This is a genomic window from Neisseria sp. WLZKY-1, from assembly GCF_046546535.1.
Taxonomy (GTDB): domain Bacteria; phylum Pseudomonadota; class Gammaproteobacteria; order Burkholderiales; family Neisseriaceae; genus Neisseria.
Genome location: NZ_JBKGTW010000066.1, coordinates 1 through 7,886, shown reverse-complemented (window position 1 = coordinate 7,886; position 7,886 = coordinate 1). Strand labels below are relative to the sequence as shown.

Below are 7,886 nucleotides of genomic sequence, written 5' to 3'. Positions count from 1 at the left end.
GGGTTCTTTGACGATTCAGGTACTGTTCGATCGGCTGCCAATCAATCACTTGATCCAACTTCAATAGTGGGAAGCGGTCGATGTGTTTGGCAATCATGGCTTGGGCGGTTTGCTGGAAGAAGGTGCTCATGAGAAATCCCCTAAATGTCTTGGTGGGAATTTAGGGGATTTGGGGGGATTTTGCAAAGGTCTCGGCCTGAATTTTTTGCCGTACAGGCTTTGCGAGGCTGCGCATGAAAATGCAGTGAGACAAACTAGGGCGTGTTGACATTCAGCTTGCGAAGCGGTTTTTTGAGGAAAAATTCGCGCCTGCAAGGAAAAAAGCGCAGCAAGATTGGACATCTTGCGAGCATTTTTGACGCGGCAGGCGTGGATTTTTACCAAAAATACCGCCGCAAGGCTGATTGTCAACACGCCCTAGGGAAGATATAGTGATTAAAAATAAATAGATACAAGGCAGCAAGGTGCGGCAATGCCGCAGATTGTCGTGTCGCTCCACTATAAACAGGCCGTCTGCCATCGGAAAGCCGTCAACAATAAACACAATAATGAGGCCGTCTGAAAGCGAAGCTTCAAAGAAGTGAAAACGGACAACGGGTTTCAGCTGCCTTGGCCGTGCGGTCTTATTCGGTGCAGGCTTGGGTAGTTGCTTCATAGCGTTTCTGTTCGCGGGGAAAGTGTTCGCCTGCGTAGAAAGAGGGATGGGCTCCGGGCGTGAAGCGGTACGCAATCTCGGCAAGGGTGCGGCGGCAGGCGGCTTTATCGCCGGTGTGCAGGTAGCTGTCGGCCAGATCATTGTAGATTTTGATTCGGGATGCGTCGGTGGCAAAACGATCGCATTGTTCGATGTATTGTTTTTTGATTTCCAGGGCTTCGGGGTAGCGTTGGGCGCGGTAGGCAGCCTGAAAGCGCTGTTCGGCGGCTTTGCTGCCTTGCGGGGTGCACAGGGCGGGGACGGCGGTGTATCTGCCTTTGAAACTGCCGCCCGCGTCGCAGTAGCGGCTGCATTCGCCTTCGGGGGTGACGGTGAGTTTGTCTTGTTTTCGGCCGTCGAATGCAAAGCGGACGACGCAGCCTTGGCCGTCGCGCCAAGCGCCGTTTTTGATGCGGCCTTCGAGCTTGCATTGGCTGCGGTAGAGGTTGATGGATTGCAGCTTGAAGCGGCTGCCTTGGATGTCGGCCCTGCCGGTGATGCCGTCGTCGATGTCGATGGTGTACTGTCGGGCAGCGGCGGTAGCGGCAAGGGTGCAGAGAAGAGCGGCGAAGAGGTGTTTTTTCATGTCGGGGCTTCTTTCTGTTTTCGTGAAACGGATTTCAAACGGCCTTTGAGGCCGTCTGAAAACCCTGTGGGGCAGGTTTTACAATCCGTTGTTTTTTTATGGGTTTCGTGTTGCCGTGTACCCGCCTTTACAGTTTGCCGGAGAACGGCGGCGGCAGTGCGCCCGTGCGGAATAGTTTTTTGCCCGATTTTCTGTTCATCGCTATCTCCAAAAAGGTTCCTCCGAAAACGGAAGGCCGTCTGAAAACCGCCGATTCTGCGTGGTGCGGTGGTTTTCAGACGGCCTCCGTGTCATTTGCTGTGCAAAAAGCGGGGAACGGCTTCCCAGTCGGCGGCCATGATGAGGGGGACGGCTTCGAGGGATTTGGCGACGGCGCGGTCGATGAGTTCGCGCTCGGCGGCGGAGGGTTTGTTGAGGACGTAGCCGACGACGAGGTTGCGGTCGCCCGGGTGGCCGATGCCCAGGCGCAGGCGGTAAAAATTGGGCGTGCCGAGTTTGGCCTGGATGTCTTTGAGGCCGTTGTGGCCGCCGTTGCCGCCGCCGAGTTTGAAGCGGATGCTGCCGCAGGGGATGTCGAGTTCGTCGTGGACGGCAAGGATTTCTTCGGCTTTGATTTTGTAAAACTGTGCCAGCGCGCCGACGGCTTTGCCGGAGAGGTTCATATAGGTGTCGGGCTTGATGAGCCACACTTCGCCTTCGGGGCGGGCGACGCGGGCGACGTGGCCGGAGAATTTTTTTTCATGCTTCCACACGGCTTTCCACTGCCACGCGAGTTCGTCGAGAAACCAGAAGCCGGCGTTGTGGCGGGTGTGTTCGTATTCGCTGCCGGGGTTGCCGAGGCCGGCGATGAGTTTGATGGTCATGGTTTTTTCGCTTTTTTGTCGGCCGCGCTTTCGGCCGCGCGGCGGCGGCGGGCGGTTTTGGGGTCGATAAGGAGGGGGCGGTAGAGTTCGACGCGGTCGCCGTTTTGCAGGATGGTGTCGTCTTTGACCTGCCTGCCGAAGATGCCGAGGGGGGCTGCGGGGTCGGCATGGGGAAAGGCGGCGGCAAGGCCGCTGTTTAAGACGGCCTGCCGTGCGGTGGTGCCCTCGGGCACGGCGAGGCGTTGCAGGAACTGCCTGTCCGCTTCGCCGTAGGCGATTTCTATGGTGATGTCAGCCATGGCGTCTGCCCGCTTCGGCAACAAAGGCTTCGACGAGTTTGCCCGCGAGGTGGCCGAACACGGGGCTGATGAGGGCGGCGAGCAGGGGGTTGGCAAAGTCGTATTCGAGCTTGAAGGCGATGCGGCAGCAGTCGCCGCCCAAATCTTCAAACTGCCACGAGCCGCGCAGGGTTTTGAAGGGGCCGTCGAGCAGATCCATGCGGATTTCGCGGCCGGGGATGTTGCGGTTACGGGTGGCGAAAGACTGTTTCACGCCTTTGTAGTCCATGTGCAGGCGAGCTTCGAGTTGGTTTTCCGTGCGCGAGAGGATTTCGGTTTTGCCGTACCAGGGCAGGAACTGCGGGTAGTCTTCGACTTTGTCGACCAGGTCGAACATCTGCTGCGCGCTGTGGGGGACGAGGACGTTTTTTTCTACGGTTTTCATGCGGTGCGGCCGAGCGGAAAAGGCGGGATTATAGCGGGAATGAAAATGTCGGGCGCGGTATTGCGCTTTGGCGGTACGGTGCGCCCGAAAGGCCGTCTGAAAGTGGCGGACGGCGGGTTTCAGACGGCCTTATTTCTTCATCAGGAAGCCGATCAGCAGTTCTTTGAACAGGAAGCCGAAGACGCCGAGACCGAGGACGAAGAAGAGGATGAACATGCCGAATTTGCCGGCATTGGATTTTTTGCCGAGGTCGTAAACGATAAAGCCGAGGAAGATAACGAGGACGGTGAGGCAGATACGCATTGCCCAGGCAGTGAATTCCGCTTCGCTCATGGTGTTTTTTCCTTGTTTGATGTGTGTTGTAGGGGATTTTGTTTTTCAGACGGCCTTTTGCTGTTTGAGGCCGTCTGAAACGGCGGTTTAGCGGTTCATCGCCTGTTCGAGGTCGGCAATCAGGTCGTCGGCGTCTTCAAGGCCGATGGAGAGGCGCAGCAGGCCGTCGGTGATGCCCGCTTCCAGTTTGGCTTCGGGGCTCATGCGGCCGTGGGTGGTTGTCCACGGGTGGGTGATGGTGGAGCGCACGTCGCCGAGGTTGGCGGTTTTGGAGAAGATTTTGACCGCGTCAAGCAGCTTCCATGCGGCTTCCTGCCCGCCCTTCACTTCAAACGCCAGCACGATGCCGCCCGCCTGCTGCTGTTTTTTCACCAAATCCGCCTGCGGGTGGTCGGGGAGGCCGGAGTGGTAGACGTGTTTGACTTGCGGCTGGTCGCGCAGCCAGGCGGCGATTCGGTCGGCGTTGGCGCATTGTTTTTCGATGCGCAGCGGCAGGGTTTCCACGCCGCTGAGCAGCACCCAGGCATGGAAGGGCGACATGGACATGCCGCAGGCGTTCATATACATCTGCACCTGCTGCATGAGTTCTTTGCGGCCGACGATGACGCCGCCCTGCACGCGGCCGTGGCCGTCGATGGCTTTGGTGGCCGAGTGCACCGACAAGTCCGCGCCGAATTTCAGCGGCTGCTGCAAAACGGGGGTAAGGAAGCTGTTGTCCACCACCAAAAGCGCACCCGCCGCGTGGGCAACAGCGGCGAGTTTTTCGAGGTCGGCCACTTCGTTTAGCGGGTTGGACGGGGTTTCCAGAAAGAGCATTTTGGTGTTGGCGCGCACGGCGGCCTGCCACTCTGCGGGGTCGGTTTGTGAAACGTAGCTGATTTCGATGCCGAAACGGGCGATGTGGTTGTTGAGTAGGCCGACAGTGGTGCCGAACAGGCTGCGGCTGCATATCAGATGGTCTCCCGCGCTGAGGAAGGTGAGGATGGCTGCGTTGACGGCGGCCATGCCGGTGGCGGTGGCGACGGCGGCTTCGCCTTCTTCAAGGATGGCGATGCGGCGGGCGAAGGCGGCGGTGGTGGGATTGGCGGTGCGGCTGTAGGTATAGCCCTGTTTTTCTCCTTTGAAGAGGGCGGCGCCGTCGGCGGCGCTGTCGAACATAAAGCTGCTGGTGAGGAAAAGCGCTTGGTTGTGTTCGTTAAACTGGGTTTGCTCTTTTGCGCCGCGAATGGCGAGGGTTTGCGGGTGGAGTGTGTCGTTCATGTGAAAATCCGTTTGTGAAATCGGGTAAAGGCGGCATTCTGCGCCTGTTTGCGGGTGCTTTCAAGGCGGGGGCGGTTGGAGGCCGTCTGAAAAACGGGTTTCAATGAGGTTAAAAACGGGTTTCAGACGGCCTTATCCTTCCAGCCGGCCGTCGGTCATGGTGAGCACGCGGTCGAAGCGGGCGGCGAGTTGGTCGTCGTGGGTGACGACAACGAGAGCGGTGTCCAGTTCGGCTTTCAAATCCAGCATCATGTCGAGGACGTTTTGCGCGTTTTTGCGGTCGAGGTTGCCGGTGGGCTCGTCGGCCAGAAGGCAGGCGGGTTCGGTGACGAGGGCGCGGGCGATGGCGGCGCGCTGGCGCTCGCCGCCGGAGAGTTCGCCGGGGCGGTGCTGCACGCGCTCTTTGAGACCGGCTTTTTCCAGCATGGCGAGGGCGCGGCTGCGTGCTTCGTCTTTGGGTGTTTTACCGATTAAAAGCGGCATCATCACGTTTTCCAACGCGGAGAATTCGGGCAAAAGGTGGTGGAACTGGTAGACAAAGCCGAGGCGGCGGTTGCGCAGGGCGCTCAAATCTTTCTGGCTCATTTGCGAGAGGTCGCTGCCCATCAGGCTGACGCGGCCGGAGGTGGGTTTGTCGAGGCCGCCCAGAATGTGTAGCAGGGTGGATTTGCCGCTGCCCGACGAGCCGATGATGCTGATGCTTTGCCCTTTGTCCACCTGCAAATCGAGATTGTCGAGCACCTGCACGTCCAAAACGCCGTCGTTGTAGCTTTTGCAGACGGCCTCACAGGCCAATACGGGATTATTCATAGCGCAGTGCCTCCGCAGGTTCGGTTTTGGCCGCCCGCCAGCTCGGATAGAGTGTCACCAGAAGGGACAGGCCGATGGAGATGGAAACGATGGTGGCAACGTCGCTCCATACGATGTGCGAGGGCAGATAGTCGAGGAAATACACTTGCGATTCGATGAGTTTGCGTCCCATCAGCCCTTCCGCCCATTTGAGGATGGCGCCGATGTTAGCCGCCAGCAGCAGGCCGAACACCGTGCCGAAAGCCGTGCCGATCAGCCCCAAGAGCGCGCCCTGCACAAAAAAGATTTTCATGATGCCCGAAGGCGGCAGACCCTGCGTGCGCAGGATGGCGATAGCCGACTGCTTTTCGGTAACGGTCATAATCAGGGTGGAAATCAGGTTGATGGAGGCGACGAGGCTGATGAAGAACATAATCACAAACAGCATTTTCTTTTCCAGCTCGACGGCGTTGAAATAGGATTGGTTGCTGAACGTCCAATCGCGCACCCAAACCTTATCCTGCTCGCCAGCGGGCAGCAGGGAAGCGGCCACGGCGGGGGCGTTCTGCGGATCGGCGAGTTTCAGGCGCAATCCGGCAAAACCCGTGTCGAGGCGGTAAAGCGTCTGCGCGTCATCGATATGGGTGAGCGCCAGCGCGTTGTCGAGCTCGTAGATGCCGGTTTTCACCGTACCCACCAGATTAAACTGCTTCAAACGCGGCACCATGCCCGCGGGCGTAACGTTGCCCTCCGGCGTAATCACGGTGACCTTGCCGCCCGTTTCCACGCCCAGCGCTTCGGCCAAACCGCTGCCGAGGATGATGTCGAACTCGCCCGGGCGCAGGCTCTCGAAGCCGCCCGAGGGCATGTCCCGCCAATAGTCGACCACCTGTTTTTCTTCGGCGGGATCGATGCCGCGTATCTGTACGCCGCGCACTTCGCCGTTGTTGGCCAACAGCGCCTGATCGGCGATATAGGGCGCCGATCCGACCACGTTTTTATTATCCGCCACCAGCTTGCGCAAATCCTGCCAGCTCCCGCCGCCCGCGTCGTAAAAACCGATTTCCGCATGGGGCGCGACACTGAAAAGCTGGCTGCGCACGTCTTTCTGAAAGCCGTTCACCACCGAAATCACCGTAATCAGCGCCATCACGCCGATGGCGATGCCGACGATTGAAATGATGCCGATAAACGACATAAAACCGCTGCGCTTCTTCGCCCGAAGATAGCGCAGCCCGATCCACGTTTCCACTGAAAGCATTGCGTCCTACCGTGAAAAATAAAAGGCGGCATTGTACCGTAAAGGCCGTCTGAAAGCTCCGTTTCAGACGGCCTGTGCCGTTTGGGCTATAATCGCGCTTTTTTTGCCAAACCGAATAAAAATGTCCAACAAACCCAAATCCGAACACGAAAACAACAAGCTGCACAAACGCCTGCGCCATGCTGTGGGCGACGCGATCAACGATTTCAACATGATCGAGCCGGGCGATAAAATCATGGTCTGCCTCTCCGGCGGCAAAGACAGCTACGCCCTCTTAGACATCCTGCGCCATTTGCAGGCCTCCGCCCCGATTGATTTCGAGCTGGTTGCCGTCAATCTCGACCAAAAACAGCCCGGTTTCCCCGAAGAAGTGCTGCCCACCTACCTCGAAAGCATCGGCGTACCCTACAAAATCGTCGAAGAAGACACCTATTCCACCGTCAAACGCGTGCTCGACGAAGGCAAAACCACCTGTTCGCTGTGCAGCCGCCTGCGCCGCGGCATCCTCTACCGCACCGCCAAAGAGCTCGGCTGCACCAAAATCGCCCTCGGCCACCACCGCGACGACATCATCGCCACGCTGTTTTTAAACATGTTTTACGGCGGCAAACTCAAAGCCATGCCGCCGAAACTCGTGTCCGACAACGGCGAACACATCGTTATCCGCCCGCTGGCCTATGTGAAGGAAAAAGACCTTATCCGCTACGCCGAAATCAAGCAGTTCCCCATCATCCCCTGCAACCTCTGCGGCTCGCAGCCCAATTTGCAGCGGCAAATCATCGGCGACATGCTGCGCGACTGGGACAAACGCTTTCCCGGCCGCATCGAGAGCATGTTCTCCGCATTGCGAAACGTCGTCCCCTCGCATCTGGCCGACACCGATCTTTTCGATTTCGCAGGCTTGCAGCGCGGGCAAAACCTGAAACACGGCGGCGATTTGGCTTTCGACAGCGAAACCCTGCCCGAGCGCTTTTCAGACGGCCGCGACGACGACGAAGTGAAAATCGCCAAGCCGCGCAAAGTGTTCAACATCCTCGACAACCGCAAATAGCGGCAAACAGAGCAAAGGCCGTCTGAAAACACTTTTCAGACGGCCCTTACAGTTGAAAAACCGTCTGAATGAGGCCGTCTGAATGAGGCCGTCTGAATGAGGCCGTCTGAATGAGGCCGTCTGAATGAGGCCGAGACCTTTGCAAAATCCCCCCAAAATCCCCTAAATTCCCACCAAGACATTTAGGGGATTTTCCATGAGCACCTTCTTCCAGCAAACCGCCCAAGCCATGATTGCCAAACACATCGACCGCTTCCCACTATTGAAGTTGGATCAGGTGATTGATTGGCAGCCGATCGAACAATACCTGAATCGTCAAAGAACCC

10 protein-coding genes and 2 pseudogenes are annotated in these 7,886 nt (G+C 58.1%); 2 read left to right on the top strand and 10 right to left on the bottom strand.

Annotated elements, in window-relative coordinates:
- The 10 genes and pseudogenes from ACLD9W_RS11500 to ACLD9W_RS11455 all read right to left on the bottom strand — a co-directional run.
- Window positions 1-130, bottom strand: a pseudogene (locus tag ACLD9W_RS11500) (IS5/IS1182 family transposase); the annotation flags it as partial.
- 141 nt (window positions 131-271) lie between these two features.
- Window positions 272-655, bottom strand: a complete 384-nt coding sequence (locus tag ACLD9W_RS11495) for a hypothetical protein (protein ID WP_410842145.1) — start codon at window positions 653-655, stop codon at window positions 272-274.
- Window positions 624-1,280 carry a hypothetical protein gene (locus ACLD9W_RS11490; RefSeq protein WP_410842144.1) on the bottom strand — a complete coding sequence of 219 codons (657 nt, stop codon included), beginning with the start codon at window positions 1,278-1,280 and terminating at the stop codon, window positions 624-626. The genes ACLD9W_RS11495 and ACLD9W_RS11490 overlap by 32 nt, the downstream gene beginning before the upstream one ends.
- A gap of 290 nt (window positions 1,281-1,570) precedes the next feature.
- On the bottom strand, window positions 1,571-2,143 hold the full coding sequence (pth, locus tag ACLD9W_RS11485) for an aminoacyl-tRNA hydrolase (protein ID WP_410842143.1): 573 nt from the start codon (window positions 2,141-2,143) through the stop codon (window positions 1,571-1,573).
- Window positions 2,140-2,442: an RnfH family protein gene (locus ACLD9W_RS11480; RefSeq protein WP_410842142.1), complete on the bottom strand. Its 303-nt coding sequence runs from the start codon at window positions 2,440-2,442 to the stop codon at window positions 2,140-2,142. Before ACLD9W_RS11480 ends, pth begins: the two co-directional genes overlap by 4 nt.
- Entirely contained in the window at window positions 2,435-2,866 is a 432-nt protein-coding gene (locus tag ACLD9W_RS11475; protein WP_410842141.1) for a type II toxin-antitoxin system RatA family toxin, read from the bottom strand. Before ACLD9W_RS11475 ends, ACLD9W_RS11480 begins: the two co-directional genes overlap by 8 nt.
- Window positions 2,867-2,995: 129 nt before the next feature.
- On the bottom strand, window positions 2,996-3,199 hold the full coding sequence (locus ACLD9W_RS11470; RefSeq protein WP_009426330.1) for a DUF2788 domain-containing protein: 204 nt from the start codon (window positions 3,197-3,199) through the stop codon (window positions 2,996-2,998).
- Between the two features lie 87 nt (window positions 3,200-3,286).
- A complete protein-coding gene (gene metZ, locus ACLD9W_RS11465; RefSeq protein WP_410842140.1) occupies window positions 3,287-4,459 on the bottom strand; it encodes an O-succinylhomoserine sulfhydrylase in 1,173 nt (390 codons plus the stop codon).
- A gap of 132 nt (window positions 4,460-4,591) precedes the next feature.
- A complete protein-coding gene (gene lolD, locus ACLD9W_RS11460; protein ID WP_410842139.1) occupies window positions 4,592-5,269 on the bottom strand; it encodes a lipoprotein-releasing ABC transporter ATP-binding protein LolD in 678 nt (225 codons plus the stop codon).
- Complete coding sequence (locus tag ACLD9W_RS11455) at window positions 5,262-6,509, bottom strand: lipoprotein-releasing ABC transporter permease subunit (RefSeq protein ID WP_410842138.1); 1,248 nt, start codon at window positions 6,507-6,509, stop codon at window positions 5,262-5,264. Before ACLD9W_RS11455 ends, lolD begins: the two co-directional genes overlap by 8 nt.
- A 121-nt stretch (window positions 6,510-6,630) precedes the next feature.
- Between ACLD9W_RS11455 and ttcA the strand changes: the two genes are divergently transcribed.
- The gene (ttcA, locus tag ACLD9W_RS11450) at window positions 6,631-7,560 is read left to right on the top strand and encodes a tRNA 2-thiocytidine(32) synthetase TtcA (RefSeq protein WP_410842137.1); all 930 of its coding nucleotides are present in this window, start codon (window positions 6,631-6,633) and stop codon (window positions 7,558-7,560) included.
- A gap of 196 nt (window positions 7,561-7,756) precedes the next feature.
- Window positions 7,757-7,886: pseudogene (locus ACLD9W_RS11445) on the top strand (IS5/IS1182 family transposase); the annotation flags it as partial.